The sequence below is a fragment of the Candidatus Tectomicrobia bacterium genome (assembly GCA_016192135.1).
Taxonomy (GTDB): domain Bacteria; phylum UBA8248; class UBA8248; order UBA8248; family UBA8248; genus 2-12-FULL-69-37.
In genome coordinates this window covers 1-25,534 of sequence record JACPUR010000003.1, presented here as the reverse complement: position 1 = coordinate 25,534, position 25,534 = coordinate 1, and the positions used below count along the sequence as shown (strand labels likewise).

Genomic DNA, 25,534 nt, shown 5'->3' with positions numbered 1-25,534 from the left:
TCAGGAGGACCGGCCGGCGCCGCCCGGGCGGGCCGCCGCCGATTGCTCCAGGGCCTTCCGAAGGGAGCCGATGTAGCGGGAGGCGGCCTCAATCTTCGCCGCCCGGCCCGCCTCCTTCTCCATCGCGTCGATGAGGGCGCTGCCCACGATCACCCCCTCGGCGTACCCGCCCACGTCGGCCGCCTGCTCGGGGGTCTTGATGCCGAAGCCCACCAGCACCGGCCGGTTCTTGATGGGGCGCAGTTCCTCCAGCGCCCCGCGGAGGCCGGCGTCCAGGCTGTCGCGCGCCCCGGTCACTCCCATCTGCCCCACATAATAGATGAAGCCGCTGCCCGCACGGTTCACGATCTCGGCCCGCGAGCGGCCGCTCGTCGGGGCGAGCATGAACACGGCGTCCAGCGGGAAATCCCGCATCGCCTCGAGCAGCGGCCCGCCCTCCTCCGGCGGGAGGTCCGGGACGATCACCCCGTCCGCCCCCGCCCGCGCCGCCTCCCGGGCGAAGTTCTTCTCCCCGAAGGCGATGACCGGGTTGTAGTAGGTCATCAGGACGATGGGGGCCTCCGGGAGCTCCCTCCGCGCGTCCCCCACGAGGGCGAGCACGTCCTTGAGCCGGGTGCCGGCCTCCAGGGCCCGGGCGCTCGCGCGCTGGATGGTCGGGCCGTCCGCCAGGGGATCGCTGAAGGGGACGCCGAGCTCGAAGCCGTCCGCCCCGGCGCGGGCCAGGGCCGGGAGGAGCTTCCGGGTGAAAGCGAGGTCCGGGTCCCCCGCCGTCACGAAGGGAAAAAGCCCCGCCCTTCCCTCCGCGCGCAGGCGCTCGAAGCAGGCGGCGAGCCGGGAGGATTTCTGCATCAGCCCCGCCCCTCCGCCCGCTCGTCGAGCATCTCCTGGAGCAGGCCCTCGGCCTGCTGCACGTCCTTGTCCCCCCGGCCGGAGAGGCACACCACGGCGACCTTGGGCCTCGCGGCGCCGCCGCCCGCCTCCTTCGCCAGCGTTTCCAGGTAGGCGATGGCGTGGGCGCTCTCGAGGGCGGGGATGATGCCCTCGAGCCGGGCGAGCTCCCGGAAGGCCCGGAGCGCCTGGCGGTCGTCCACCGCCACGTAGCGCGCCCGGCCCGTGTCCTTGAGATGGGCGTGCTCTGGCCCCACTCCGGGGTAGTCGAGCCCGGCCGAGACCGAGTGCGCGGGGATGATCTGGCCGTCGTCGTCGTAGAGGAGGAAGGTCCGGCAGCCGTGGAGAACGCCCGGCCGCCCCGCCGTGAGGGAGGCGCCGTGCTCGCCCGTCTCGATGCCCCGGCCCGCCGCCTCGACCCCGATGAGCTGGACGGCCCTATCCTCGACGAAGGGATGGAAGAGGCCGATGGCGTTGCTCCCCCCGCCCACGCAGGCGACGCAGCAGTCGGGCAGGCGCCCCTCGGCGGCCTGCGCCTGCTCGCGCGCCTCGCGGCCGATGACGGACTGGAAGTCGCGGATCATCGTGGGAAACGGATGCGGCCCCACCACCGAGCCGATGATGTAGTGGGTGGTGCGGACCGAGGCCGTCCAGTCGCGCAGTGTCTCGTTCGTCGCGTCCTTTAGGGTGCGGCTCCCCGAGGTGACCGGGATGACGCGGGCGCCCAGGAGCCGCATCCGGAAGACGTTGAGGGCCTGGCGGGCCACGTCCTCCTCGCCCATGTAGACGTCGCACTCCAGCCCGAAGAGGGCCGCCGCCGTGGCGGTGGCCACGCCGTGCTGCCCCGCCCCCGTCTCGGCGATGAGGCGCCGCTTGCCGAGCCGCCTCGCGAGCAGGGCCTGGGCGAGCGTGTTGTTGATCTTGTGGGCGCCGGTGTGGCAGAGGTCCTCGCGCTTGAGATAGACCTTGAGGGTCCCGAGCCTCGCCGAGAGCCGGGCCGCGTGGTAGAGCGGGGTGGGGCGCCCGACGTAGACCTTGAGGTACGAGGCGAGCTCCGCGTGGAAGGCCGGATCGCTCCGCGCCTCCGCGTAGGCCGCCTCCAGCTCCTCCAGGGCGGGCATCAGCGTCTCGGGGACGAACTGCCCCCCGAACTTCCCGAAGCGCCCCTTGGGCTCGGCCGGGGCCGTGGCCATCATGCCTCTCCCATCGCGGCGAACACCCCGCGCGCGTTCTCGATGAAGCGGCGCACCCGCTCCGGGTCCTTCCGGCCGGGCGCGTCTCCTTCCACCCCGCTGCTCACGTCCACCCCGTAGGGGCGGACCTCCTGGATGGCCTGGGTCACGTTCTCGGGCCTGAGCCCGCCCGAGAGGATGACGGTGCGCCGCCCGGCCAGCTCCCGGGCCAGGGACCAGTCGAAAATCTTCCCCGTCCCCCCTGGCTTCCCCTCGGCGTAAGCGTCCAGGAGGATGGCGCAGCCCGGGAAGCGCCCGGCCTCGGCCAGGGTCTCCGGCCCCCGGACGCGCAGCGCCCGGATGACCCGCAGGCCCCGCTCCTGGAGCCAGTGGCAGTCCCCGGGGGGCTCGTCCCCGTGGAGCTGGACGGCGTCCAGCCCGGCCTTCCGGGCGATCTGCTCGATGCGCCGGGGATCCTCGTTCACGAAGACGCCCACCCGGACGCCGAAGGGAGGCAGCGCAGCGGCCAGCTTTTGGGCGGCGTCGGCCTCCAGGCATCGGGGGGTGCCGGGCACGAAGTTCAGGCCCAGGGCGTCCGCCCCGCAGTCCAGGGCGAAGCGGGCATCCTCCGGGGTGGTGACGCCGCAAATCTTGATCCGAATCATAGCCTCCTCCCGCGCCGGGCGGCAATCTTCCCGGCGGGCAGGGGGCCAGTTATAGCACACCGGGGCGAAAAGGCGCGCGCGGGGGAGGCCGGGGGCCCTCCCGGTGCGCCGCCGGCGCATTTCGGGGGTATCCCGCTTGGCGCCGGGGGGGGCGGAAAATCGGGCGGAACGAAGCCATCCTGGGTTGAGAAAACGGAGCCGATGTCTCATAATCCGCGAAATCTCAAGGTTTTGGCCCTCCCGGCAGATGGGCGAACGAACGTCCGCGGCAGCCGTCCTACCCGAACCAAGGAGAAGCTTGATGTTAAACAGGAGATGGATTCATCGATTTGGCCTGATCCTGGCGGCCCTGGCCGCCGTCTCGCTGGCCTCGGCGGCCGGGCCGGCTTCCGCCCAGGAGCGAAAGTCAATCCGCTGGGCCACGTCGAACACGGGCTCCTACGGCTACAAGGTGGCGGCCTCGATGGTCAAGGTGCTCGAGGAGGCGCTCGGCGGCCAGTACACCATCACCGTCAACCCGTATCCCTCGACCACCGGCGCCATGAAGGCCGCGATGGATGGCGGGGCGGAGATCGGCTACACGGCCGACGTCGGAATGACCCAGCTCTACGCGCGCGAGGGCGGGTTCAAGAACTACAAGCCGGCCAAGAGCTTGCTGGTGCACGCCTGGTACTCCTACCCGATGGAGTCGTTCATGGCGGCCCCCGCCGCCAAGGCCGGCCAGTACAAGTGCTGGGGCGACTTCAGCGGCAAGCCGGTCTTCTTCACCACCGCCGGCTTCATGAACTGGCTGAACTTCCAGCGCATCTACAAGGTGCTCGGCTACCAGTTCAAGCACGTGCAGATCGACCCCGCGACCCAGTCGGACGCGTTCCAGGCCGGCACGATCGTCGGCGCCGTCGCCTACACGACCGCCGGCCGCTCGCTCGCCTCCTACTGGCGCGAGACAGAGCTGCGCACGGACGTGAAGCTGATCAACCCCTGCCCGAACGAGGTCGAGAAGCTGAAGGCGGCGGGCCTCGCCATCGCGGAGGTCGACCCGAAGCAGGCCTTCAGCAAGGACGTCGGCGTGGCGAAGGTCCTGGGCGTGCCCATCCTCTTCGCCTACAACGTGCGCCCAGACATGCCGGAGGACGTCGTCTACAAGATGCTCTCCGCGTTCTACAACCAGCGCGCGGTGCTGGCGAAGGCGGACCCGGGCTTCACCCCGATGGCGCGCGACTTCGTGGGCATGCAGGTGCAGGGAATCAACGCCAATCCCCATATCCCCGTGCACGCCGGGATGGCCAAGTTCCTGAAAGAGCACAAGGCGTGGAACGACAAGTGGAAGATCGCCAAGTAAGCGGAATATCCGGAAACGCCTGATTCTCGCCAGGGGGGAGGCCCGCGCATGGCCGGCGCGGGCTCCCCGCCCCGGCGGGAGGGTGATTTCCGGTCGCCATGAGTCCCCGCCCCGGCAACCCGAAAAGCAAGGGATACCCTTCGCGATAGGACGCCGCCATGCCGATGGAGCGAATCAAGCGCCTCGCCAACGTCAAGAATCTGATCTTCGCCGTCTCGTTGATCATGTTCGTCTGGCTGATCTGGTACTTCTACACGGGCTTTGGCGGCCCGAGCGAGCTCGCCACCTACCTCTTGCCGATCGCGCTGATCCTGCAAATCCTGATTCTCCACCGGGATAACGGCCTCTACCCTTCCCTTTCCGGCCCCACGAAAAACGCCATCGTCGCGTGCTACGTCGGCATCTGCCTTTATGCCTTCATTTACTTCTTTCTCGACTACGAGGAGATTGCGATCTACCGGCAGGGATCCTACACCACACAGGACTTCATCGTGGGCCTGCTGGTCTTCCTCCTGGTGATGGAGCTGTCCCGGATCTGCCATAACGAGTTGTTCTGGGTGAACGTCGTGCTGGTCGCCTACACCATGTGGGGGTACCTGAGCCCGATCGATTTCTTCTGGCACCCTGGGACCACCTTCTACCGGGTCGTCACCTCGAGCACCGTCGAGCTCGCCACCGGCATCTACGGGCTTTACGCCCAGATCGCGCTGACGCTGATCGCGGCTTTCATGCTCCTGGCGGGTACCGCGAGCGGCTTCGAGGCGCAGAATGCGATGGTCATGGTGATGCGGCGGCTCGCCGGCCGGTCGCGGCAGCTGGTCACGCAGACGGCGGTGCTCGCCTCGGCCTCGCTCGGATTGGTGAGCGGCAGCGGCGCCGCCAACGCCGCGGTGGTCGGCAGCTTCACGATTCCGCTGATGAAGCGCTACGGCGTGCCGGCGGCCTTCGCCGCCGCGGTGGAGACCGCGGCATCCATGGGCGGCCTCATCATGCCGCCGATGATGGCGGTGGCCGGCTTCTTGATGGCGGAGTTTCTCGGCGTGCCCTACTGGGACGTGGTGATCCGGGGCTTCGCCCTGGCCTTCGTCTACTACTCCACGGTTTCTCTCTCCGTCTACCTCCTGAGCGTGCGGCTGCTGCCGCCCGAGCCGATCCCGTTGCAGGCGGTGCCGCGCTACGACCAGGTCAAAACCGCCATCTTCTTCCTCTCGGTGGGCTTTCTGCTCATGCTCATGGGGTGGCTCAACTACGGCTCGCTGCGCGCCGCGCTATTCACCGCGCTCTTCATGTTCATACTCCTGCTCCTCGCGTTCCTCTATTTCAAGAACCTGCTGAAGGATCCGGAGGCCGGGAAGGAAACATTCCTCGGCAACGTCCGGCGCGCAATCGAAACGCACGCCGAGATGACGTCCTACCTGACGCTGATGCTGGCGACGCTCGGGATCATGATCGGCCTGTTCACGGTGACCGGCTTCATCAACCGCATGGGGGCGATCCTGCTCGAGCTCGGCGCGTGGAGCGTCATCGCCACCATCCTTATGGCGTGGGTCTTCGGCTGGCTGGCCGGCGCGGGCCTGCCGCCCACCGCCACCTACATCATCCTCGCGGTCATCGTGGTCGACCCCTTGCGCAAGCTCGGCATCGACCCCTGGGTCGCCCATTTCTTCGCGTTCCTGATCGCGGTCTGGGGCGAGCTGTCCCCGCCGACCTCCCTCACCGCCGCGGTCGCCGCGCGGATAGCGGAGGCCTCCTTCATGCAGACCATGTGGCTGGCGCTGAAGCTGTGCCTGCCCATCACCCTCATGTCCTTCGCCATCTTCGTGCGCCAGGATATCGTGGTGAATCCCGGGTGGGCCCAGATCGCGGACATGCTGCTCATCGTAATCGGCTGCTGCGGCATGACCTGCGCCATCTTCGGGCGCTTCTTCGACCGCGCCGGCGCCAATTGGATGTTCCGGGCCGCGCTGGCGCTGTTCTCGCTCGCGGTGCTTCTGCACCCGAACGACAAGGTGGCGGTCGCGGCGGCGGTCTTCCTGCTGCCGGCGACGATCTACGGCATCTGGCGCCACCGGCTGGTCGCGCCCCCGAAGGGCGAGCTCCAGCCGCGGCCCGCGACCTGAGAGAGCGGCGGCGGGGGAGAGGTCACGAAGGCGGTTATTTCTTCGGGCGCTCCGGCTCCCGGGCGGAGGCGGCGTCCACGGCGCACTCCTCGACCCAGACGGCGCCGTTCTCCCCGAACTCCTTCTTCCAGATGGGCACGATCTGCTTGATGCGGTCGATGGCGTAGCGGCAGGCCTTGAAGGCGGCGTCGCGGTGCGGCGAGGCGGCGGCGATGCCCACGGCCACCTCCCCGATCCGCAGCGCGCCCACGCGGTGCTCCATCGCCAGGCGGGTGACGCCGAAGCGCTCCTCGATCTCCTCGGCCACCTGCCGCATCTTCTTCTCGGCCATCTCCCGGTAGGCCTGGTACTCCAGGTGGGTCACCCGCTGGCCGCGGCTGTGGTTCCGCACGAGCCCGGCGAAGGTGCACACCGCCCCGGACTCCGCCTCCTCCACGTGGGCGGCCAGGGCCTGCATGTCGATGGGGGTTTCCACGATCCGGCAGATCACGAGCGTCCTCCGCTGATGGGAGGGATGAGGGCCACCTCGTCCCCCGGGCGGATGGGGGCCGAGTCCCCGGCGAACTCCTGGTTCACCGAGACGGCGATGGACTCCATGCGGCCGGCGAAGACCGGGTAGCGCTCCTCCAGGCGGGCGCGCAGGTCGGCCACCGTCCCCCCGTCGGGGATGTCGACCGAGATATCCTCCTCGCCCGTCACCTCCCGGGCCCAGGCGAAGCACTTGAGAAGCACTTGCATGGACGCCTCCGGCGCGGCGGCCGGCGGCGGAAGGCCGCGCGCTTCAAAAAGGATAGAATCGCGGCGGCGAACGATCAAGGCGCCCCAATCACGCGACGGGGTACCACTTTGGAGGCATGTCATTCCGAGCGCAGCGAGGAATCTGCTTTTCAAGACGAGAAGCGGATTCCTCGGGCCTTCGGCCCTCGGAATGACTTTCCCTGATTCGCAGCGGATTTCACCCTTGGAGCGGCGGAAATGCCCCTCGCGTCCCATCCCGCCCTGGCGCGGGCCCTGGAGGAAGCGCTGGCCGGAGGGCCCATCCCCTTCCGGCGCTACATGGAGCTCGCCCTCCACCATCCCGAGGGGGGCTACTACGCCCAGCCCCGCCCGCGCATCGGGGCGGGGGGGGACTTCCTCACCAGCCCCCACCAGAGCCCCTGGTTCGGCCGCATGGCGGCCCGCCAGCTCCAGGCGGTCTGGGAGGCGCTCGGCCGCCCCGCCGTCTTCCCCGTCCTTGAGTACGGGGCGGGCGAGGGCTGGCTGGCCCATGACATCCTCGCCCACGCCTCCGAGGGACCCGTGGACGGGGGCTTCCGCGCGGCCCTTGAGTACGTGCCCATCGAGCGGAGCGCCGCCGCGCGCGAGCGCTTGGGCGAGCGCCTGGCGCCGTGGGCCTCCGGGCGCCCGGGCGGCCCCTGCGCCCGCCTCAACGAGTGGCCCCCGGGCCAATGGGCCTTCGAGGGCGCGGTCCTGGCCCATGAGTTCCTGGACGCCCTCCCCGTCCATCTCCTCCTCCGGGCGGAGGAGGGACTGAAGGAGCTCCACGTCGAGCGGCGCGGGGAGGGGCTCGCCCTCGTGGAAGGCCCCTTGTCCGACCCCCGGCTGGAGGGCCACTTCGCGCGCCTGGGGATCGAGCTCGCCCCCGGCCAGCGGGCGGAGGCCTGCCCGGAGGCGGGCGAGTGGGTCCGTGCCGTCGCCGCGAAACTCAAGCGCGGGGCGATTCTCGTGTGGGACTATGGCTACTCCGCCCGGGTCCTCTACGGCCACGAAAGGCACGAGGGGACGCTCCGGGGCTACCGCGGCCACACCCTGGAGCCAAACGCCCTGGCGCGGCCCGGGGAGACGGACCTGACCGCCCACGTGGACTTCACCTCCCTCCTCCGGGCCGCCGAGGGGGCGGGCCTCCGGCTGGGGGGCTTCACCGACCAGATGCACTTCCTGCTCGGGCTGGGGCTCGCCGAGGCGCTGGCGAGCGCGGAGGGGGCGGACGCCGCCCGCGAGCGGCGCGCCGTCATGGGGCTCCTCGACCCGGGCGGCCTCGGGAGCGCCATCAAGGTCATGCTGCTCGCGAAGGGGCTGGAGGAAACGCTGTTTCCTGCCTTCTCGATGAAGCCCGAGGACCGTGAGTCGTACGCGACGCTGCGGGAGTGAGACCGATGCGGCGCGGGAGGCACATATGTAGGGGCGAGGCATGCCTCGCCCCTACGGACAAATCCGCCGACCGATTTTCTGTAGGGGCAGGCCCCTGTGCCTGCCCCGGGCGGGGGCGGCCATGGGGGGCCGCCCCTGCGGGTTCATCCCGCCAGGACCTGGGGATCTGATGTCATTCCGGGCGCAGCGAGCGAAGGATTTCAAACTGATATTCTTCGTGGAGCCTGTCCTGAGCGCAGGGCTCATGATGACATCTTTGGGCGATGCGACTTCTGTAGGGGCGGTTCGCGAACCGCCCCTACAATAGCTAGGCGATCATCATGAACATGACCGAATGTCTTCCTTCCTATCCCCCCGCCGGCCGTATCGCCTTGAGCTCGAGCTGGAGCTTGGTGGAACCCCGCCAGCGGTTGACGCAGGGGCAGCAGGCGATGTCGATCTTGCCGGGGGGGAGGCCGCCCTCCCGCGCGAGGGGGCCCATCCCGAAGCCGATGGCCTCCATCGTCCGCCCCTGGTGGCGCAGGGCGAGCTTGAGGTGCTCGCGGTCGCGGCCGGCGAAGCCCGGGACGCCCACCACCTCAACGCCCGCCGCCCCGAGGAGGGGCCGGGGGTTCCCGGGCCCGAAGGGGGCCATCTCCTCCAGCCGCTCGATGAGGCCGAGGTCCAGGTCGGAGAAGCCCACCGAGGCGTCCAGCCACAGCACCTCTTCCCCGCGCTCCGGCCCCAGGGCGAGCCGGCTGGCCTCCTGGAAGCGCGCCCGGAAGGCGTCCACCATCCCGCGCCGGATCGCCAGCCCCGCCGCCTCCTTGTGGCCCCCGAACTGGACGAGGCAGTCCGCGCAACCCTCGAGCGCCCGGTAGACGTGGAAGCCCTCGACCCCGCGCACCGAGCCCCGGCCCCCCTCGCCGTCGAGGCGGATCAGGGCGGCGGGAAGCCGGTAGGCCTCCGCCAGCTTGGAGGCCACGATCCCGATCACGCCGGAGTGCCAGCGCTCGCTCGCGAGCACGATGGCCCCGCCGAGGCCCGCCTCCCCGGCCGCCGCGAGGAGGACCTCCGCCTCCTCCAGCGCCTCCTGCTGGAGCTCCTGGCGCTGGTGGTTCCAGTCGTCCAGGAGGACGGCGACGGCGTGCGCCTCGGCCAGATCGTCCGTCAGGAGGAGCTCCACCGCCGCCCGGGGGTCCCCCACCCGCCCGGCGGCGTTGAGGCGCGGGCCCAGGACGAAGCCGACGTGCCCGGCGTTGATCTCGTCCGCCTTGAGGTCCGCCGCCGCCTGGAGGGCGCGGACCCCCGCCTTGCGCCGGTCCGGGAGGCCGGGCGGCGCGGAGAGCGCCCCGAGCCCCGCCCGCACGAGGATGTGGTTCTCCCCCAGGAGGGGCGCCACGTCCGCCACCGTGCCCAGGGCGACGAGGTCGAGGTGCTGCTTGAGGTTGGGGAGGGAGCGCGCGAAGCCCTTGTCCCGAAGGAGCCGCCGCACCGCCGCCGCGAGCTTGAAGGCGATCCCGGCCCCGGTCAGCCCCTTGAAGGGATAGGGACAGCCGGGCCGCCGGGGGTTGAGGACGGCCAGGGCCTCCGGGAGCCGTTCGGGCGGGCGGTGGTGATCGGTCACGATGAGGCGGAGGCCTTGGGCCTTGGCCTCGGCGGCCACCTCCGCCGCCGTGATTCCGCAGTCCACCGTCACCACCGTCCGGCACCCCGCCTCCTTCAGCCGCAGGAGGCCGGCGAGGTGGAGGCCGTAGCCCTCCTCGAGCCGCCGGGGCACGTGGTAGGGCGCCTCGATTCCCAGGGAGCGGAAGAAGCGGACCAGGAGGGCCGTGGAGGTGATGCCGTCCACGTCGTAGTCGCCGTACACCCCGACGGGGCCGCCCCGCTCCACCTCCCCGGCCAGGTGGGCGGCGGCCGCGTCCATCCCGAGCATCTCGAAGGGATCGTGGAGGCCGGTGAGCGGGGCTTGGAGGAAGAGCCGGGCGTCCTCGGGGCTTCGGATGCCGCGCAGCGAGAGGAGCCGGGCCAGGAGGGGAGGAGCGTCCAGCCCGGCGGCGAGGCGCCGGACCTCGTCCTCATCCGCGGGGCGGACGCGCCACGATTGCGCCGCGGCCCCGCGCGCGAGGGGGCGGGGGCCGGCGGCCTGAGGGGTCACGGACGCGCGCCCCGGTCCCCCGGCGGCGCGCTCTCGCTCTCGATGATGCTGAGCCCGGCTGGGGGAACCTCCTCCCCCGCCGAGGCCTTCACCTTGCCGACCGAGGCCGTGTCGGCCGTCTCCGGCGCGGGCCCCAGGCGGGCCCGGTGCCGGGCGCGCCAGCTGTCCCTCCGGCGGGGATCGGGCATCGGCAGGGCCAGGGTCCGCCGGACGCCCGCCGTCTCATGCGCCAGGGCGGGGGGCAGGGGGCGGTCCAGATCGGTCATGTCCAGGATCATGTCGCGGAAGAGCCGCTCGGCGTGGCAGGCGCTGTCGTTCGAGATGATGGCGAAGGCGATGAGCTCGCCGTTGTCGGCCAGCCCGTAGCCGCTCAGGCTCTGCACCCCGTCGAGGAGGCCGCTCTTCACCCGCACCCGCCGGACCGAGCCGGTGCGCTGCAGCTTCTTCCGCACCGTGCCGTCCACCCCCACGACCGCGAGCGACGCCTCGAACTCCGGGCGCAGGCGGAAGTCGCGGTGCACCCCTTCGAGCAGCGCCACCAGACCCTCCGCCGAGAAGCGGTTCAGCCGGCTGAGGCCGGAGCCGTCGGCCAGCTCGAAGCCGTCCGCCGGGACCCCCACCGACACCAGGAAATCCCGCACGGCCCGGACGCCCTTCTCCGCCGTCCCGGGCAGCCCGTGCTCTTCGGCGCCGAGGGTCTTGAGGATCTGCTCTGCCATGAAGTTGTTGCTGATCTTGTTCACGTCGCGCACCAGCTCCCCCAGGGGGCGGGAGAGCGTGCGGGCGAGGAGCTCGGCATCGGCCGGGGTGCTGCCGCGCCGGATCCGGCCCTCCAGGAGAATCCCCGCCTCCTTCAGGAAGAGGGCGAAGGCTCCGGCGGCGTACATCGCGGGGTCCGAGATGGTGACGGGATAGGTGACCTGCGAGCCCCCGGCGGGCACGGTGCCGCCCACCCGGATGCGGTCGAGGCCGCCCGACAGGTGGCGGGAGAACTGCACGGCCGGCCGGCCGTTTCGGGGGCCCGTCTCGATTCCGCCCTCGAGCCGGACGGTTTCGGCCGGGGCGTCGAGGCGCACCCGGGCGGGCTCGCCCGGGTTCTGCCCCGGCGTGACGATGACCCAGATGACGTTGAAGTTGAACGAGAGGGCGCCGTGCGGCGCCTGGTAGGGGCGGAGCGAGCCCTCGGCGTGCCAGCCCTTCCCGAAGCGCTCGGAGTCGAAGTAGGTTTCGTCCGCCACCAGGTCGCCCTTGACCCGCCGCAGGCCCCGCGCGCGGAGCTCGTGGGCCAGCTCCCGCACCCGCTCCTGCACGAGGAACGGGTCGCCGTATCCCTTGAAGTAGAGGTTCCCCGCGAGCAGGGGGCCCCGGAAAGCGCCGTCGGAGTAAACGTCGGTGGGGAAGGTGTAGTCCGGCCCGAGGCGGGCGAGCGCCGCGGCGGTCGTCGCCAGCTTGAGGTTCGAGGCGGGGATGCGCTTCTCGCGGGCCTCGTGGGAGAAGAGGGTTTCCCCGGCGGTGAGGGAGCGCACGTGCACGCTCACGCTGCCGGGGCGCTGGCACTGCCGCGCGATCGCCCGCCGGAGGCCCCCCTCCAGGGCCGCGGCCGACATGATTCCCGGCTCGGCCTTCTTCGGCACCGCCTTGGGGGCGGGGGCCGGATGGGCCGTTCCCATGCCGAGAAGGAGCGCAAAAGCGCCCGCGAGGGCCGAAGCGCCGATTCTCACTGCCGGGGTCACGCTCATGCTGCGCCTTCTCGCCGGGGGCGTCAGAGCCAAGCCAGGGCCTGGAGAATGGCCCGGATGGACGGCCGATCCGAAAAATCCGTTCCCACGTAAACCAGCCGGACGATGCCCTTGAGATCGATGAGGACCGTCGTGGGCCGCGCGACCCCATCTTTCAGAAGCGGAACGCCGAACTGGCGAATCACCCTTTGCTGCGGATCCGAGATGAGGGGGAACCGAACACCCAGTTCCCGGATCGAGAGGTTCATCTCCAAGGCGCCGTCCGTGCTGACAGCGACGACCTCGGTATTTCTCTCCCGGATGGCCTTGAGATGCTCCTGCAGCTCCACGAGCTGCCTTTGGCAATGGCCTCAGAAGTGGCCCCGGTAGAAGACCAGCAGGAGGTGCTTCTTGCCGATCAGGGATTCGGAGCTGAACCCCTGGATCTCGAAGACGGGCGCCTTCTCGCCTTCCTTCAGCCGGGCCGCCTCCTGGGCAGGCGCCTGGACCGCCGGCGCGGCGAGAAGGATCAGCCCGAGAACGAAACCGCTGATCGCCCTCCAGGCATGGAACCTCGACTGCATGCGGGATATTCCTCCGACAAGCACGGGATTTATCATAAACGCCTCATCCGCACCCTGCAATCCTTAATGGGGATATCCAGGCAATTTGATGCAATTTTAACGGCAAAAATCGTGCAATCCTGCGCGCGCGGGCCTCGCCGTTGACGCTGCGGCCCCGCTGTGACAACGTCCCGGACAGGGATGCTCCGCCCTCCGGAATGGCCCGACCCGTGACCTTTTCTCCGCCACGCCAGCTCCTCTCGCCGCTCCCGCGCTTCCGGCAACCGGCCCGGCGGGCCGCGCCCGCGATTCTGGCGGCCTTTCTGCTGGCCGTCTTGCTGGCCGGGGGAGGCTGCGGCGGGGGGGAGGCTCCCGCCGGCGGCCGGGCCCTCATCGTCGGGGTGGACAGCAACCCCACCAGCCTCGACCCGCGCCTCTCCCAGGACGCCATCTCCTGGCAGCTCCAGCGCCTGCTCTTTCGCCAGCTCCTCGCCTACGACGCCTCGGGCGCCGCCGCCCTGGACGCGGCGGAGGCGTGGGAGGCCTCGCCCCTCGTCCACCGCTTCCGCCTGAAAGAGGGCATCCGCTTCCACGACGGCTCTCCTCTCACCTCGGCGGACGTGAAGTTCACTTTCGATTCCATCCGCGATCCCGCGATGGGCTCCCCCAAGGCGGCGGCGCTGCGGGAGCTGGCCGCCATCGAGACCCCCTCCCCGCGCGAGGTGGCCTTTCGCCTGAAGCGGCCCTCGGCCTCCTTCCCCGAGGCGCTCATGGTCGGGATCGTGCCCCGGAGCGCGGCGGGGGCGGGCAAGGACTTCGGATCGCGGCCCGTGGGGACGGGGCCCTTCCGCTTCGTCCGCTTCGTGCCCGACGAAAAGATCGAGCTCGCCGCCTTCGCGGGGCACCCCGCGCCGCCCGAATTCGAGCGGCTGATCTTCCGCATCCTCCCGGAGGAGACCATCCGCATCCTGGAGCTGGAGAGCGGCGGCCTGCACCTGCTGCAGAGCACGTTCTCGCCGGACTTCCTCCCGCGCCTCGAGGCCCATCCGCGCCTGCGGGTCCAGAGCCGCCCGGGCACGAACTTCACCTACATCGGCTTCAACCTGCGGGACCCGATTCTCGCGAAGCCCAAGGTCCGCCGCGCCATCGCCCTGGCGATCGACCGGGATCCCATCATCCGCCACATCCTGAAGGGCCTGGCCCGCAAGGCGGACGGCCTCCTCCCGCGCGGGCACTGGGCCCACGCGCCGGGCCTCCCCGCCCTGCACCACGACCCGGCCCGGGCCCGGCAGCTCCTCGACGAGGCGGGCTTCCCGGACCCGGACGGCCCGGGGCCCCTGCCGCGCTTCGCGCTCGTCTTCAAGACCTCCCAGAGCGAGATCCGCCGCCGCACCGCGAGCGTCATCGCCGATCAGCTCGCGCGGGTGGGCATCGAGGTGAAGGTGCGCGCCTACGAGTGGGGCACCTTCTTCGGGGACATCCGCACCGGGAACTTCCAGCTCTACAGCCTGACCTGGGTGGGCATCTCGGACCCGGACATCTACCGCTTCGTCTTCCACAGCGCCCAGGCGCCGCCCGAGGGCCTGAACCGGGGGCGGTACTCGAACCGGCGGGTGGACGGGCTGGTGGAGGAGGCCCAGCGCGTCCTCGACCGCGGCCGCCGGGCGCCGCTCTATCACGAGGTCCAGCGGATCCTGGCGGAGGACCTCCCCTACGTGAACCTCTGGCACGCCGAGAACGCCGCCGCCCTCGACCGCCGCATCGAGGGCTTCGAGGTCTACCCGAACGAGGACCTGATCTCGCTCGCCCGGGCCCGCTTCGCCCCCGCGGGGGCCGGGGAGAAGCGCTAGATGCGCCGCTTCCTCCTGCGCCGCCTGCTCCTGCTCCTCCCCGTGCTGTGGGGGGTCTCGACCCTCGTCTTTCTCGTCACCCACGTCATCCCGGGCGACCCGGTGGACCTCATGCTGGGCGAGACGGCCCGCCCGGCCCAGCGCGAGGAGATGCGCAAGGCCCTGGGGCTCGACCGCCCCCTCCCCGTCCAGTACGCGGAGTTCCTGGGCGATCTCCTCCGGGGCGACCTGGGCAGCTCTCTCCATCAGCGCCGCCCCGTCGCGGGCCTCATCGCCGAGCGCGCGCCCGCCACGGCGGAGCTGGCCCTGGCCTCCCTCGCGGTGGCCATGCTGATCGCCTTCCCCCTCGGCATGGCGGCCGCCCGGCGGGCGGGCTCGTGGCTGGATCTCCTCGCGGGGATGCTGGCCGTGCTGGGGGCGAGCCTGCCCGTCTTCTGGCTGGGGCCGCTCCTCATCATCGCCTTCTCGCTGGGGCTGGGCTGGTTCCCGGTCTCGGGCCGGGCGGGGCCCCTGAGCCTCGTGCTGCCCGCCGCCACGCTGGGCATGGCGCTCGCCGCCATCCTGATGCGGATGGCGCGGTCGAGCCTCCTCGAGGTGCTGCCCCAGGACTACCTGGCGACGGCGCGCGCCAAGGGGCTCTCCGAGCGGCGGGTGCTCTGGCTCCACGCCCTGCGGAACGCCTGCCTCCCCCTCATCACCATCCTGGGCCTCCAGATGGGGGCGCTACTCTCGGGCGCCATCATCACCGAGACGGTCTTCGCCTGGCCGGGGGTGGGCCGGCTCACCATTCAGGCCATCGCCGCGCGGGACTATCCCGTCGTCCAGGGCTGCGTGCTCTTCATCGCGGGGGTGTACGTGGCGGTGAACTTCCTGGCCGACCTGGCCTACGCCTGGCTCGACCCGCGCGTGAGGCTCGGCTGATGCGCGGCCGGCTCGCCCTCGCCTTCGGGGGCACGCTCCTCGCCCTTCTCGTGCTGGCCGCCCTGGCCGCGCCCTGGCTCGCCCCCCACCACCCCTACGCCCAGGACCTGGCCGGGGGGCTCTCCCTGCCCGGGCCGGAGCACCCCTTCGGCCAGGACAAGTTGGGGCGCGACATCCTGAGCCGGGTGCTCCACGGCGGGCGGGTCTCCCTCCTCGTGGGCTTCACGGCGGTGCTCGTCTCGCTCCTGGTGGGGACCGCGGTGGGGGGGCTCGCGGGCACGGCGGGCGGGGCCTGGGACGAGGGCCTGATGCGGCTCGCCGACGTGTTCCAGGCCTTCCCGGGCATCCTCCTGGCCATCGCGCTGATGTCGGTGCTGGACCCCCGGCTCTCGAACGTGGTCGTCTCGCTTGCGGCCTTCGGCTGGGTGGGCTACGCGCGCCTGGTGCGGGCCCAGGTGATCTCGCTCCGGGAGCGGGAGTTCGTGACGGCGGCCCGGGCGGCGGGAGCGAAGCCTAGGCGCATCTTCGCGCGCCACCTGCTCGCGAACCTGATCTCGCCGGTGATCGTGGAGGCGAGCTTCGGGGCGGCGGGGGCCATCGTGGCCGAGTCGGGGCTCTCGTTCCTGGGGCTGGGCATCCAGCCGCCCGAGCCGAGCTGGGGCGCGATGCTGGCCGAGGGGCGGGATTTCCTCCTGATCGCGCCCCACCTCACCCTCTTCCCGGGGGTCGCCATCGCGCTCACGGTGATGAGCTTGAACATCCTGGGGGACGGCCTCAGGGACTGGCTCGATCCGACGGGGAGGAGGTAGGGGGCGATACCGCGAATACGTCCGTAGGGGCGAACCTCGTGTTCGCCATTCCGGGGAAAGGAAATTAGGGGCGATCACAAGGATCGCCCTTACGGACCGCACAAAAAAGCAGGGGCGTATGCCACACGCCCCTGCGGCAATGAAACCCAGATTGCTCTGCCCTCCCGCCGGGAGGGGACGGGGAGAGGGCAAGCATTAAGATGGCTTCCCCCACCCAACCCTCCCCCGGAGGGGGAGGGCCGAAAGAAACAGGGGCGCATCCGGTGCGCCCCTGCCATCATCTCGCGCGGGAAATCAGGCTCAGAACAGATAGAAGAAGTACCACTTCCGCTTGTTCTGCTCCGCCTCGGTCTTGGGCATCTCTTTCTTGTCCGGGGCCTTCACCACGGCCGCGGGCTTGGGGATGTCCGTCAAACCGACGAGGTTCTTGTGGGGGAACTCGGTGCGGCGGACCTCGTTCCGGAAGATGTTCTCCAGCTTGAGCTGGTGGCACTTGAGGCACTGGGTGTTCTCGCGCAGGGGGCTGTCCGCCGGGTAGAGGTCGCGGATCTTGGCGAGGTGGGCCTCGGCGTTGAACTTGGCGTGCAGGTGGCAGCCCTGGCAGTGGTTCGTCACCACCACGTTCTCCTCGGCCGGAAGGAGGCTGCCCGCCACGGCCTTCTGGATGGGTTCCTTCGCGCAGGCGCCCAGCGCCAGGGCGAGAGAGAGAGCGGCCACCGCCTGTCCCACGCGCTTCATGTGCACTCCCATGCTATGACGCCCGGATCCGGAATAAAGCCAACGTGCGGCAGAGAGTATAGGGAGCCCTCCCGCCAGGGTCAATGATTCGCCGTAATCGGACTCAAGGTTTTTCCGCAGTCCTGGCGCGGCGCGCCCTGCGGGGAAAGGTTGCGTTCAGGCTGGGTTCGGATTGGTTTCGCGCAAGTGCTACCGCCTCGCCCGGCGGTAGCGCTCCATGTCCTCGATGACGCCGCGCCACTCCCGGCCGCGCCAGTTCGGGTTCACGTCCACTGCCTTCTGGATGGCGCGCAGGGCCTCCTCCACCCGCCCCGCGCGGAAGTGCTCCGCCGCCTGCCCCTGGTAGAAGCGGATGGGGAGGGTGTTGCCCTCCTCGACGAGGCCGCGGCCCAGCTCCACCTCGTAGCCCTCCGAGCCGCCGCGCCGCGCGAGGCCCATCCAGAGGAGGTAGCGGGCGCGGGGGTGGGAGGGGTCGAGCCGGACGGCCGCCCGCAGATGGTGGATGGCCGCGTCCGCCTGCCCGCGCTCCGCCCGCAGGAGCCCCAGCCGGAAGTGCGCGAGGAAGCTGTCCGGCGCGAGCCCGGCCGCCCGCTCGTAGTGGTAGAGCGCCGCCTCCATCTGGCCCCCCTCCTCCCCCAGGCGCCCCAGGGCGAGGTGGGCCTTGGGGTCGTCCGGCTTGAGGCGGAGCGCCCGGCGGTAGGCCTCGGCCGCCTCCTTCTTCTTGCCCGTCTTCTCCCGGGCCTCGCCCAGGGCCTGGAAGGCGGGATGGAGGCGCGGGTCGGCCTCGGCGGCCTGGAGGAAGAGGCGCTCCGCCTCGGGGTACTCCCCGTGGCGGAAGTGCTCCTCCCCCCGGTTGAAGAGGGCGATGGCCTGCCCGGTGGAGGGTGCGGAGGGGGGCTTGGCTTGGCCGGAAGCCGCCGCCGGGGGCGCGGCGGGGGGCTCCTTCGGGGATGGGGCCCCCGCGCATCCTCCCAGAAGGAAAAGAAGGCCGGCGAGGGACAGGGCGGGTTTCGCCCGGGCCATCAGGCCCCCTTCCCGGCCCGGCGCGCCTCCACCGCGTCCCGCACGTAGGTGACGATGGTGTGCAGGGGGGCGCCGGGGGTGAAGACGGCGTCCACCCTCTTCTCCTTCAGGGCGCGGGCGTCCGCCTCGGGGATGATGCCCCCGCCGAAGAGGAGGACGTCCTCCATCCCCTGGGCGTCCAGCAGCTCCCGGATGCGCGGGAAGAGGAGGTTGTGCGCCCCCGAGAGGATGGAGAGACCCACCGCGTCCACGTCCTCCTGGAGGGCGGCCGAGGCGATCTGCTCGGGCGTCTGGCGGAGCCCGGTGTAGATCACCTCCATCCCCGCGTCCCTGAGCGCCCGGGCCACCACCTTGGCGCCGCGGTCGTGGCCGTCCAGGCCTGGCTTCGCCACCAGGACGCGGATCTTGCGCTCGGGCATGGGGGACTCCATCTATAGCCGTGCCAAAAGCCGCTCATAATCTGCATGTATCCCGATCCAGAACCAGATCACCACATCGCCCTCCCGAACGCCAACAGCGCGGTAGCCCAATCCGACGCGGGCGGAAAAAATCGGCTGGACGGGATGAACCCGCTTGAATTGAAGGCTGGGATGGCTCGGATTCTGCTGAAACGTCCGGTAAGCCATACGGGCGCGGTGCTGTACATGGGGAGGAAGGTCCTGAAACGCTTTTCGGAAACGTTCGCTGGTGTGGGAAATCACCGTTCGTCCGGATTGAACGGACGCGTCTTCCCGGACCGGTATTCCGCGAGCGCCTCCTCGGCCAGCCGGGCCAGCTTATCCTGCGAGCGGGCGAAAGACTTCTCCCACTCCGCATCCGCCTCGATCTCGGCCTGGATGGCGGCGGCGAGAGCCTCCTGTTCCGCCTCGGGCAGCCGGGCGGCCGCCTCGAAAGCCTTCTCCAAAGCCTTGGTCATGATGATCTCCTTGGCTTAGCTTCACCCAAGGAAATTTTACGCTGGGTGGGGGCGGTGTGTCCAACCATCAGGCGGCGTAGTGGCTTATTTCAAACTCCGTCTTGGGCCGCTCCTATGAACTCGCGGAAGTCAGTCTCGCGGATGATCCGAATAGGAAAACCCTTGGCTATCAACTCCTCAGCTTTGCGGTGCTTGGAACTCTTCTGGTGGCCCGCCAGCCGCTTCACATCCAGGTCACCGACAACCAAGAGCGTCGTTGCCTTAGTCACGCCCGGTGCCACCTCGCATCCAACGACAGCAGCTAAGTCAGCCGCCTCACGCCGAGGTATTTCCAGCGCGCCGGTGAATACGACCACCTCACCAAATAGCGAACCATCCGGGTTACCTGTGCGCTTAATTGCTCCGGAACTTGCACTGCTGGGATCGATCGGCAGGCGGACCCGTCGGAGAATGCCTTCGAGATCAAGCCCCATCTCGGACATCGCCGCGAGTAGCACGTGTCCAGCGGCCTTCGCATCCTCCAAGGCATTGTGCAAGGCGTTGTGGGGACGTAGCTTGTAGCCAATCCGTTTGCACGCGTCCGCAAGCCCATAGCCACTCCGGGCACACTCCGCCCAGGCGCGGCGCGCCGCCTTGGCTGAGTCTAGCCAGTTGCAGCGAGGCGGCTCAAGGGTCCACCGACGTGCGGCTTGGTGGATTGCTACCCGATCAAAATGCGTGTGCGTCACCACCACTGCGTCACAGAAAAGCCGTTCAATGGTGCTCGCTGCGTCCCGATATGTCGGCGACCCGGCAACCATGCGCTCGTCAATACCGTGGATGGAGACATTTACCGGGTCAAAGTAATCGTCCGGATCAACCAGTGAATACCATTCTGAAGAAAGCTGGCCGTCCTCAAAGGCTGCCGCGCCAATCGCGCAGATTGAGGCCATGTCTGCATTGGCGGTCTCGACGTCAACAGCAATGAACTTCATCAGCTCTTCCTTCGCTGTTTCCGTATATCTTTTTCAACCAAATATTTCTCAAGGCCAGTGTGTTTGCCCTGCCTGTCATGATGATTAACGCCGGGAATTCTCGGCACGCCTAGGTCGTGACCTCGACCTCGCGCACCTCCGCCCCCTCCAAAAGCCCCTCGCGGGCGGCGAGATATTCCCGGATCGCGTCCTGGATGTTCTGGAGCGCTTCCTCCTCCGTCGAACCCTGCGACCAGCAGCCCGGCAGGCCAGGGACGGAGACGCTGTAGCCCTCATCCGTCTTCAACAGCGCGATTTTGTACTTCATGCTATGCCTCCTAATCATATAAAGCTTCCATATCATAACATATGGCGCGGAAACCTTACGCTCGGCGAATCTGCGTTTCCGGCCCGGCCCTCGCCGCCTAGTTCCTCGCGAAGCGCGCCGCGATGCCCGGGGAGAGCCGCTCGGCCTCGGGGAGGAACTCGTACCTGAAGATGCGGGCGACCTCCCCGGGGCGGCGGCCCTCCTGGTGCCAGAGCCCGAAGTAGACCCACTCGATCTTCTCGTCGAAGGGGTCGGGGGTGAGCCTCCCCTCGGCCCTGAGCGCCTCCATGATGGCCTCGGCCGGGGCTGCGAATTTCAGGTTGTACTCGTCGAGGACCTTGTCGGACTGCGCGAAGTAGGCCTTCGTGTACTCGGGCCCGTGGCAGGCGTTGCAGGCGCTGAGCATGTTCTTGCGCTTTCGCTCCGCGTCCTCGCGCGTCTTGGAGGCGGCGGGGGAGAGGACCCGGGCCACCCGCTCCCCCACGTCGTGGGTGAGGAGGAGGCTCTTGGTCGCGCTCATGTGGCAGGTGGCGCAGGTGGGGGCGGCGTTGTAGTTCTTCCCCGCGATCCACTCGAGGCTGGTGAGGTTCATCTCGCCGATGCGGGACTGGACGAGGAGCCCGTGCTTCGACTCCGCGTAGGTCTCGATCTGCGGATGCTCGGGGGCGAGGTGGCACTTGCCGCAGCTCTCGGGCCGGCGGGCCTGGGAGGAGGCGAACTGGTGGCGGGTGTGGCAGACCGAGCACGAGCCCTTGCTCCCGTCGGGGTTGGTCCGGCCCACCCCCGTGTTGGGCCAGGTGGCGGGATCGAGAGTCCCGCCCTGGCGGACCTTCACCTCGTTGCCGTGGCACTTCTGGCACCCGGCGATCGCCTCGGCGAGGCCCCCGGCCACCGCCTCCCCGCGGAAGCTGCCGAGGGGGGGGACGTTCTCGGCGGCGCGGGCGTGGGCGCTCCGGCCGAACTCCTCGGCCTGCTTCTCATGGCAGCGGGCGCAGTCCTTGGGGGTGGGGATGATGGCGACGAGCGCCTCCTCGTGCTCCCAGGCGTCGGGGTCCCCCTTCTTGGCCTCGTGGCAGTCCATGCAGCCGACGCCGAGGGCGGCGTGGCGGCTCTCCTTCCACTGGGCGACCACGGCCGGGGACTTGTCGGCGTGGCAGTTCATGCAGCCCAGGTTGTTCTTCGTGACGACCGGCTTCGGCCGCTTCTCGGGGATGAAGCGCTCGCTCTCGATGTACCCCACGATGAGCAGCGAGCCCAGGAAGAAAAGGCTGAGCACCGTCACCGCCACCTGCTTGGCCTGCAAATTCACGCGGGGAACCCTCCGTTCATTGTCTCAACAGGCTCTTCAGGACGAACAAAGCCAGGGTCACGGCAACGCCCACCGCGAAGAACAGGGCGATATAGGCCGGCTGCTCCGAGAGGCCCTCCACCACGATGAGCATGACCATCGTCACGGCGGCGAAGACGCCGAAGCCGAAGCCCACGTTGCGCCCCGGGAAGCGCCGCTCGAGGGCAGCGTCGATCCAGGGCCAGGCGAACATGGCCGCGACGAAGACGAGGATGCTGATGATCCCCACCTGGGCGGAGAAGAGCTTGAGGTACCGGAAGACCGGCCAGAAGTACCACTCGGGCCGGATGTGCTCGGGCGTGACGGCGGGGTTGGCCGGATCGCCGAGGCCGGCCGGCAGGACGATGGCGAGCTGGCTGGCGAGGAAGATCAGGAAGAGGCCGGCGAGCAGCTCGGTCATCATGTGATCGGGATAGAACGGGAAGAAGCGCCCGGGCGCCTCGCCTTCCCCCGCCCTCCCGTCCTGCTCGCTCACGCCGTGCAGGCGGAGCAGGAGCAAATGCAGCGCGATCAGGGCGGCGGTCGCCCCCGGCAGCACCACGACGTGGAGGACGTACATGCGCGTGAGGGTGTTGGCGGTGATCTCGGGCCCGCCCCGCATGAAGCCCCCCGCCAGGCCTCCCACCAGCGGGATGGAGGAGGTGATGTTGGCGCCCACCACGGTGGCCCAGTAGGAGAGCTGGTTGTAGACGAGGGAATAGCCCGAGAACGCGAACGTCAGGACGGCCACGAGGAGCGCCATGCCGATGAACCAGTTCAGCTCGCGCGGCCGGCGGTAGGCGCCGGTGAAGAACACCCGGATCATGTGGAGGATCACCGACACCACCATCAGCTCGGCCGACCAGCGGTGCACGCCCCGCACCCACCAGCCGAAGGGGGCTTCCTGGGTGATGTAGCGGACGGACTCGAAGGCCTTGCCGGGCTCGGGAACGTAGTAGACGGCGAGGGCGAGCCCGGTCAGGATCTGGACGGTGAAAAGAAAAAGAGGCGTTCCGCCCAGGCAGAACCACCACTTGTGCATGTGGAGCGGGATGGGCTCGCCGAGCGCCTTCCGGAGCACGTCCCAATCCAGCGGGATGCGCTCGTTCAGCCAGCCGGCGATTCTCCCGCTCACGGGCTCAGGCCTCGGGCATGGTGACGAAGACGGTGGAACCGCGCAGCTCCACGGGGTACTGAGCCAGCGGGGCGGGCGGCGGGCCGGAGACGGGGTTGCCGTCCGCGTCGAACACGCCGTCGTGGCAGGGGCAGAAGAACGTCTTCTCCTCGGGCTTCCAGTGGACCTGGCAGCCGAGGTGGGTGCAGGTGGTGGAAAAGGCGCGGACGCCCTCGCCCCGCCGGACGAGAAGGAATTTCCGGCCCGAGAGGTCCTCGCGCAGGAGGCTCCTCCCCTCCGGCACGTCATCCGTCACCGCGACGGGCACGCTGACCTTCCGGGCGGGGGCCTGCCTTCCGAACAGGTAGCGAAGGCCGTAGAAGGCGGCGGTCCCGCAGCTGAGGACGAGCCCCGCGGCCATCGAGAGGGAGATCATCGCCTCTCTGCGATCCAGCTTCTCCTGCGGCATGGGAGGCGACTCGGAGGCAGACACCGGGAAGGGTTTCCTCAAGCAGTCGTTTCACGGAGGAAAGCAAAATCAAGCCTCATGGCGGCCAGAATAGGATCAACCGAATCTTAAAATCAACTATCCCGGCCCCTCCCGGCGTGGCCTTTCGCCCCCCCCCCGCCCCGCCGTTGCGGGACGGGCCGACGACCTGATAGCTTACGGCGGCTCGCCCCCCGCGAACGGCGCGCGGCTCGCAGCATGCCGGCTCGTAAGAGGCTCTTAAGAAAGGAAGTGAATGGCTCGCGCCCGCAACGCCCGCCGCATGCTCGCCGGAGGATTCCTGGCTTTCCTCGCCGCCTTGGCGTGCGCTTCCTCCGCCGCCGCCTTCCCGAAGGAAGGAGAGCTGCTCCGCAACCCCCAGAAGGTCGTCGAGTGCACCACCTGCCATAATCCCCACGGAATGCCCAATTTCTCCCTGGCCTCGCAGTGCCAGAGCTGCCACACGCAGCAGAAGAAGGAGTTCGCCACCCACATCTTCCCCATGTATCTCCTCGCCCTGCTCCCCCTGATGTTCATGGCGCAGGGCATCCGGTCGCGCTATCTCCTTTGGCGCGCGGGCGCGGGCGCGAACCGCCTGGACCAGATCCCCAGGCGCTTCCTCGGCCTCCTGGTGGACGTATTCGGCTACCGCCGGCTCTCGCGGGACGCCTACTCCGGCCTCATGCACCTCTTCATCTTCTACGGCTTCTTCGCCGAGTTGATCGCCACCTCGCTGATCGCGATCCAGGAATGGCTCCGGACCCCCTTCCTCAAGGGAAGCGTCTATCTCTGGTACTCGCTGCTGACCGATCTCTTCGGCCTGCTCGCCATCGCCGGGATCGGGATGGCCATCTGGCGGCGCCTCTTCATGCGCCCCAAGCACCTCAACACGCTCCTCGACGACTGGATCGCGCTCGGCCTCCTGCTCCTCGTCTTCGTTCAGGGATTCGCCGTGGAGGGCGCGCGCATCGCCGCGACCGAGCTCAACGGCAACCCCGCGATGGCGCGCTGGTCGCCGGTGGGCTACGTAATCGCCCTCGCCATGCGGGGCTGGACCATCGACCGGCTGGGCGCCTTCTACCGCTTCAACTGGTGGTTCCACGCCGGGACGGCCTTCGTCGTCATCGGCTACCTGGGCTTCGGGAAGCTCAACCACATCTGGTACGGCCTCCTGAACATCTTCTTCCGCGACCTGGGCACGACCGGGAAGCTCAGCTACCCCGACATCGAGGAGGCGATGGAGAAGGACCCCGAGTCCCTCGAGACGCTCGGGGTGAACCGGATCGAGCAGTACACCTGGAAGGGCCTCCTCGACCTCGACGCCTGCACCAACTGCGGCCGCTGCCAGGACGTCTGCCCCGCCTCCCAGAGCGGGGTGGCGCTGAGCCCCCGGAAGCTCATCCAGGACCTGAAGCGGCACCTCTCCGAGGTGGGGACGGGGCTCCCGGGCAAGGGGGCCGCGGACGGCAGCGGCGGAGGGGAGGCCGCCGGGCGCCCGCCCCTTTTCGGGGAGCGGGCCGAGGGCTCGCCCGCCCCGGCCGTGCTGGAGGAGGAGCTCTGGGGCTGCCGCACCTGCGGGGCCTGCATGCACGAGTGCCCGGTCTACATCGAGCACATCCCCAAGATGGTGGACATGCGGCGCTACCTCGTGATGATGGAATCGAAGACGAGCGAGAACGCGCGCCAGTTCCTCAAGTCCATGGAAGAGCGGATGCACCCCTGGGTGGGCGCCCAGCACAACCGCGAGGAGTGGTACGAGGGCCTCGACGTGAAGGTCTTCGGCAAGGGCGAGAAGGCCGAGTACCTCTTCTGGGTCGGGTGCACGGGCTCGATGATCGACCGCAACATCCAGGTCTCCCGCGCCATGGTGAAGGTGCTCAAGGCGGCCGGCGTGGACTTCGGCATCCTGGGCCCCGAGGAGTCCTGCACCGGCGACCCGGCGCGGCGCGCGGGAGGCGAGTTCACCTTCCAGATGTGCGCCAAGAAGAACATCTCCACCCTGGAGGGCTACGGGATCAAGAAGATCATCACCACCTGCCCCCACTGCTTCAACACCTACAAGAACGAGTACCCGGACTTCGGCGGCAAGTACGAGGTCATCCACCACACCCAGCTCATCGCCGACCTCATCCGGGAGGGCCGCCTCAAGCCGAAGCGCGCCTTCCCCTCCCTCACCTACCACGACCCCTGCTACCTGGGCCGGCACAACGGGGTGTTCGAGGCCCCGCGCGAGGTCCTCCACCGGATCTCGGGGGACTACCGCGAGCTCCGGCGCTCGCGCGACCGCTCGCTCTGCTGCGGGGCGGGCGGGG

Annotated in this window: 25 protein-coding genes; 7 read left to right on the top strand and 18 right to left on the bottom strand. The window is 69.5% G+C overall.

The window, feature by feature from the left end:
* Genes HYZ11_02230 through HYZ11_02220 form a run of 3 tightly spaced genes read right to left on the bottom strand, consistent with a single transcriptional unit; the run spans window position 1 to window position 2,725 of the window.
* On the bottom strand, window positions 1-849 hold the full coding sequence (locus HYZ11_02230) for a tryptophan synthase subunit alpha (protein ID MBI3126405.1): 849 nt from the start codon (window positions 847-849) through the stop codon (window positions 1-3).
* Window positions 849-2,081, bottom strand: a complete 1,233-nt coding sequence (gene trpB, locus HYZ11_02225; GenBank protein MBI3126404.1) for a tryptophan synthase subunit beta — start codon at window positions 2,079-2,081, stop codon at window positions 849-851. The genes HYZ11_02230 and trpB overlap by 1 nt, the downstream gene beginning before the upstream one ends.
* Window positions 2,081-2,725 (bottom strand): phosphoribosylanthranilate isomerase, encoded by a 645-nt coding sequence (locus HYZ11_02220; GenBank protein ID MBI3126403.1) that lies wholly within the window; start codon window positions 2,723-2,725, stop codon window positions 2,081-2,083. The genes trpB and HYZ11_02220 overlap by 1 nt, the downstream gene beginning before the upstream one ends.
* 301 nt (window positions 2,726-3,026) lie before the next feature.
* Here HYZ11_02220 and HYZ11_02215 point away from each other — a divergent pair, with 301 nt between their 5' ends.
* A complete protein-coding gene (locus HYZ11_02215) occupies window positions 3,027-4,067 on the top strand; it encodes an immunogenic protein (protein MBI3126402.1) in 1,041 nt (346 codons plus the stop codon).
* Between the two features lie 158 nt (window positions 4,068-4,225).
* Window positions 4,226-6,187: a TRAP transporter permease gene (locus tag HYZ11_02210; GenBank protein MBI3126401.1), complete on the top strand. Its 1,962-nt coding sequence runs from the start codon at window positions 4,226-4,228 to the stop codon at window positions 6,185-6,187.
* 34 nt (window positions 6,188-6,221) lie between these two features.
* Here HYZ11_02210 and HYZ11_02205 read toward each other — a convergent pair whose 3' ends face one another.
* Window positions 6,222-6,674 (bottom strand): molybdenum cofactor biosynthesis protein MoaE, encoded by a 453-nt coding sequence (locus HYZ11_02205; protein ID MBI3126400.1) that lies wholly within the window; start codon window positions 6,672-6,674, stop codon window positions 6,222-6,224.
* Entirely contained in the window at window positions 6,674-6,925 is a 252-nt protein-coding gene (locus HYZ11_02200) for a MoaD/ThiS family protein (protein MBI3126399.1), read from the bottom strand. The genes HYZ11_02205 and HYZ11_02200 overlap by 1 nt, the downstream gene beginning before the upstream one ends.
* Before the next feature lie 237 nt (window positions 6,926-7,162).
* Here HYZ11_02200 and HYZ11_02195 point away from each other — a divergent pair, with 237 nt between their 5' ends.
* Window positions 7,163-8,338, top strand: a complete 1,176-nt coding sequence (locus tag HYZ11_02195; protein MBI3126398.1) for an SAM-dependent methyltransferase — start codon at window positions 7,163-7,165, stop codon at window positions 8,336-8,338.
* A 346-nt stretch (window positions 8,339-8,684) separates the two neighbouring features.
* Here the strand turns inward: HYZ11_02195 and recJ are convergent, their stop codons facing one another.
* The 4 genes from recJ to HYZ11_02175 are packed head-to-tail and all read right to left on the bottom strand — an operon-like array spanning window position 8,685 to window position 12,777.
* Window positions 8,685-10,475 carry a single-stranded-DNA-specific exonuclease RecJ gene (gene recJ, locus HYZ11_02190; protein MBI3126397.1) on the bottom strand — a complete coding sequence of 597 codons (1,791 nt, stop codon included), beginning with the start codon at window positions 10,473-10,475 and terminating at the stop codon, window positions 8,685-8,687.
* The gene (gene dacB, locus HYZ11_02185; protein MBI3126396.1) at window positions 10,472-12,214 is read right to left on the bottom strand and encodes a D-alanyl-D-alanine carboxypeptidase/D-alanyl-D-alanine-endopeptidase; all 1,743 of its coding nucleotides are present in this window, start codon (window positions 12,212-12,214) and stop codon (window positions 10,472-10,474) included. Before dacB ends, recJ begins: the two co-directional genes overlap by 4 nt.
* Before the next feature lie 23 nt (window positions 12,215-12,237).
* On the bottom strand, window positions 12,238-12,543 hold the full coding sequence (locus HYZ11_02180) for a peroxiredoxin family protein (GenBank protein ID MBI3126395.1): 306 nt from the start codon (window positions 12,541-12,543) through the stop codon (window positions 12,238-12,240).
* A 21-nt stretch (window positions 12,544-12,564) separates the two neighbouring features.
* Window positions 12,565-12,777 carry a hypothetical protein gene (locus HYZ11_02175; GenBank protein MBI3126394.1) on the bottom strand — a complete coding sequence of 71 codons (213 nt, stop codon included), beginning with the start codon at window positions 12,775-12,777 and terminating at the stop codon, window positions 12,565-12,567.
* Between the two features lie 197 nt (window positions 12,778-12,974).
* Here HYZ11_02175 and HYZ11_02170 point away from each other — a divergent pair, with 197 nt between their 5' ends.
* From HYZ11_02170 to HYZ11_02160, 3 genes are read left to right on the top strand one after another with little or no spacing between them, the layout of a single operon-like run.
* Window positions 12,975-14,606 carry an ABC transporter substrate-binding protein gene (locus HYZ11_02170; GenBank protein ID MBI3126393.1) on the top strand — a complete coding sequence of 544 codons (1,632 nt, stop codon included), beginning with the start codon at window positions 12,975-12,977 and terminating at the stop codon, window positions 14,604-14,606.
* On the top strand, window positions 14,607-15,527 hold the full coding sequence (locus HYZ11_02165) for an ABC transporter permease (GenBank protein ID MBI3126392.1): 921 nt from the start codon (window positions 14,607-14,609) through the stop codon (window positions 15,525-15,527).
* Window positions 15,527-16,336 (top strand): ABC transporter permease, encoded by an 810-nt coding sequence (locus tag HYZ11_02160; protein ID MBI3126391.1) that lies wholly within the window; start codon window positions 15,527-15,529, stop codon window positions 16,334-16,336. Before HYZ11_02165 ends, HYZ11_02160 begins: the two co-directional genes overlap by 1 nt.
* A gap of 300 nt (window positions 16,337-16,636) precedes the next feature.
* On the opposite strand, the gene HYZ11_02155 is transcribed toward HYZ11_02160, so the two are convergent.
* From HYZ11_02155 to HYZ11_02115, 9 genes are all read right to left on the bottom strand, one after another.
* Complete coding sequence (locus HYZ11_02155) at window positions 16,637-17,074, bottom strand: hypothetical protein (GenBank protein ID MBI3126390.1); 438 nt, start codon at window positions 17,072-17,074, stop codon at window positions 16,637-16,639.
* A 189-nt stretch (window positions 17,075-17,263) separates the two neighbouring features.
* Window positions 17,264-18,097 carry a tetratricopeptide repeat protein gene (locus HYZ11_02150; protein MBI3126389.1) on the bottom strand — a complete coding sequence of 278 codons (834 nt, stop codon included), beginning with the start codon at window positions 18,095-18,097 and terminating at the stop codon, window positions 17,264-17,266.
* Entirely contained in the window at window positions 18,097-18,516 is a 420-nt protein-coding gene (locus HYZ11_02145; GenBank protein ID MBI3126388.1) for a cobalamin B12-binding domain-containing protein, read from the bottom strand. The genes HYZ11_02150 and HYZ11_02145 overlap by 1 nt, the downstream gene beginning before the upstream one ends.
* Window positions 18,517-18,794: 278 nt before the next feature.
* Entirely contained in the window at window positions 18,795-19,013 is a 219-nt protein-coding gene (locus tag HYZ11_02140) for a hypothetical protein (GenBank protein MBI3126387.1), read from the bottom strand.
* An 89-nt stretch (window positions 19,014-19,102) separates the two neighbouring features.
* Window positions 19,103-19,987, bottom strand: coding sequence for a 3'-5' exoribonuclease (locus HYZ11_02135; protein MBI3126386.1), 885 nt, complete (start codon window positions 19,985-19,987; stop codon window positions 19,103-19,105).
* A 109-nt stretch (window positions 19,988-20,096) separates the two neighbouring features.
* The gene (locus HYZ11_02130) at window positions 20,097-20,294 is read right to left on the bottom strand and encodes a type II toxin-antitoxin system HicB family antitoxin (protein ID MBI3126385.1); all 198 of its coding nucleotides are present in this window, start codon (window positions 20,292-20,294) and stop codon (window positions 20,097-20,099) included.
* Between the two features lie 97 nt (window positions 20,295-20,391).
* A complete protein-coding gene (locus HYZ11_02125; protein ID MBI3126384.1) occupies window positions 20,392-21,603 on the bottom strand; it encodes a hypothetical protein in 1,212 nt (403 codons plus the stop codon).
* A gap of 16 nt (window positions 21,604-21,619) precedes the next feature.
* Window positions 21,620-22,756 (bottom strand): cytochrome bc complex cytochrome b subunit, encoded by a 1,137-nt coding sequence (locus HYZ11_02120; protein ID MBI3126383.1) that lies wholly within the window; start codon window positions 22,754-22,756, stop codon window positions 21,620-21,622.
* Window positions 22,757-22,760: 4 nt separating this feature from the next.
* Window positions 22,761-23,228, bottom strand: coding sequence for a Rieske (2Fe-2S) protein (locus HYZ11_02115; GenBank protein ID MBI3126382.1), 468 nt, complete (start codon window positions 23,226-23,228; stop codon window positions 22,761-22,763).
* Window positions 23,229-23,478: 250 nt separating this feature from the next.
* On the opposite strand from HYZ11_02115, the gene HYZ11_02110 reads away from it, so the two are divergent.
* Window positions 23,479-25,534, top strand: a 2,056-nt coding sequence (locus HYZ11_02110; protein MBI3126381.1) for a respiratory nitrate reductase subunit gamma, incomplete at its 3' end; no start/stop codon positions are given.

Coding starts and splice junctions, on each gene's coding strand:
- HYZ11_02230 (MBI3126405.1), bottom strand. CDS start 849: ATGCAGAAATCCTCCCGGCTCGCCGCCTGCTTCGAGCGCCTGCGCGCG.
- trpB (MBI3126404.1), bottom strand. CDS start 2,081: ATGGCCACGGCCCCGGCCGAGCCCAAGGGGCGCTTCGGGAAGTTCGGG.
- HYZ11_02220 (MBI3126403.1), bottom strand. CDS start 2,725: ATGATTCGGATCAAGATTTGCGGCGTCACCACCCCGGAGGATGCCCGC.
- HYZ11_02215 (MBI3126402.1), top strand. CDS start 3,027: ATGTTAAACAGGAGATGGATTCATCGATTTGGCCTGATCCTGGCGGCC.
- HYZ11_02210 (MBI3126401.1), top strand. CDS start 4,226: ATGCCGATGGAGCGAATCAAGCGCCTCGCCAACGTCAAGAATCTGATC.
- HYZ11_02200 (MBI3126399.1), bottom strand. CDS start 6,925: ATGCAAGTGCTTCTCAAGTGCTTCGCCTGGGCCCGGGAGGTGACGGGC.
- HYZ11_02195 (MBI3126398.1), top strand. CDS start 7,163: ATGCCCCTCGCGTCCCATCCCGCCCTGGCGCGGGCCCTGGAGGAAGCG.
- dacB (MBI3126396.1), bottom strand. CDS start 12,214: ATGAGCGTGACCCCGGCAGTGAGAATCGGCGCTTCGGCCCTCGCGGGC.
- HYZ11_02175 (MBI3126394.1), bottom strand. CDS start 12,777: ATGCAGTCGAGGTTCCATGCCTGGAGGGCGATCAGCGGTTTCGTTCTC.
- HYZ11_02170 (MBI3126393.1), top strand. CDS start 12,975: ATGGCCCGACCCGTGACCTTTTCTCCGCCACGCCAGCTCCTCTCGCCG.
- HYZ11_02165 (MBI3126392.1), top strand. CDS start 14,607: ATGCGCCGCTTCCTCCTGCGCCGCCTGCTCCTGCTCCTCCCCGTGCTG.
- HYZ11_02160 (MBI3126391.1), top strand. CDS start 15,527: ATGCGCGGCCGGCTCGCCCTCGCCTTCGGGGGCACGCTCCTCGCCCTT.
- HYZ11_02155 (MBI3126390.1), bottom strand. CDS start 17,074: ATGAAGCGCGTGGGACAGGCGGTGGCCGCTCTCTCTCTCGCCCTGGCG.
- HYZ11_02150 (MBI3126389.1), bottom strand. CDS start 18,097: ATGGCCCGGGCGAAACCCGCCCTGTCCCTCGCCGGCCTTCTTTTCCTT.
- HYZ11_02145 (MBI3126388.1), bottom strand. CDS start 18,516: ATGCCCGAGCGCAAGATCCGCGTCCTGGTGGCGAAGCCAGGCCTGGAC.
- HYZ11_02140 (MBI3126387.1), bottom strand. CDS start 19,013: ATGACCAAGGCTTTGGAGAAGGCTTTCGAGGCGGCCGCCCGGCTGCCC.
- HYZ11_02135 (MBI3126386.1), bottom strand. CDS start 19,987: ATGAAGTTCATTGCTGTTGACGTCGAGACCGCCAATGCAGACATGGCC.
- HYZ11_02130 (MBI3126385.1), bottom strand. CDS start 20,294: ATGAAGTACAAAATCGCGCTGTTGAAGACGGATGAGGGCTACAGCGTC.